Genomic DNA, 1206 nt, shown 5'->3' with positions numbered 1-1206 from the left:
AACGTGTCTGGTAGAGACAAACCGGGCTTAACGTCTGAAATGACCAGCATTATGGCGCAATACGATATTCGTATTCTCGATATCGGTCAGGCAGTCATTCATGATTATCTGACGTGGGGTATTTTGGTTGAGGTTCCGGGAGACCGAGAGTCAAGTAGTGTGCTAAAAGACTTGTTGTTCCGGATGCACGAGTTAGAGCAGGATGTGAGTTTCAAGCCCGTCAGCAAAGAAGACTATCAGCATTGGGTTGAAGGAAAAGGCAAGGCAAGATACATCGTCACGTTGTTATCACGTGCTATTTCCGCCGAACAAATCGCGAAAGTGTCTGCTGTCACCGCAGAGCACGGTTTAAATATTGATAATATTACCCGTCTATCGGGAAGGCCTGCGGTTGATGCAGCCGTCGATGCTTCCAAGGCTTGCATTGAATTCTCCGTGCGCGGCACTCCGCCGGATCTAGATCAGTTGCGTCAGGATTTTCTCAATATCGGTAACCAGTTAGGGGTCGACATTGCCTTCCAAGAGGATTCGATATTTAGGCGTAATCGTCGCTTAGTCGTCTTTGATATGGATTCGACGTTGATTGAAGCGGAAGTGATTGATGAGCTTGCGAAAGAAGCTGGTGTTGGCGAGCAAGTTTCCGAGATCACCGAGTTGGCAATGCAGGGTAAGCTGGACTTTAAACAAAGTTTTGAGAAGCGTGTTGCCTTGCTTGAGGGCTTGAGTGAAGACGTTCTTGAGCGTATCGCTCAAAGACTAAAGCTGACCGAGGGTGCCGAACGATTAATCTCTACGCTTCGAGGGCTGGGATACAAAACAGCAATCCTGTCTGGCGGCTTTAATTATTTTGCGGAAGGCTTACAGGAAAAGCTGGGTATCGATTATGTGTTTGCTAATGAGCTTGAAATTAAGGATGGCAAGGTGACGGGGCGCGTGACCGGCCGAGTCGTTGATGGTGAGCGCAAAGCAGAGTTGTTGGATGAGCTGGCGGAGAAAGAGGGTATTGGGCGTCAGCAGGTTATCGCAGTGGGAGACGGAGCGAACGATCTTCCAATGTTAAGTCGTGCCGGTTTAGGTGTCGCGTTCCGTGCAAAGCCTTTGGTTAAAGAGAGTGCGAAACATTCTATTTCGAACCTAGGTTTAGATGCCATTCTTTATTTGATTGGCTTCAGAGATAGAGAGGCCGGAGGGCAGATTTAGCACACT

Annotated in this window: 1 protein-coding gene; it reads left to right on the top strand. The window is 48.4% G+C overall.

The window, feature by feature from the left end; genetic code table 11:
- On the top strand, positions 1–1200 hold a 1200-nt coding region (serB, locus tag A3751_RS15675), incomplete at its 5' end, for a phosphoserine phosphatase SerB (RefSeq protein WP_068457798.1).
- Positions 1201–1206 lie beyond the last annotated feature (6 nt).

It is taken from the genome of Oleiphilus sp. HI0080, from assembly GCF_001635135.1.
The sequence above is the reverse complement of the archived record's forward strand: the minus strand, read 5'-3'. Positions and strand labels throughout refer to the sequence as shown.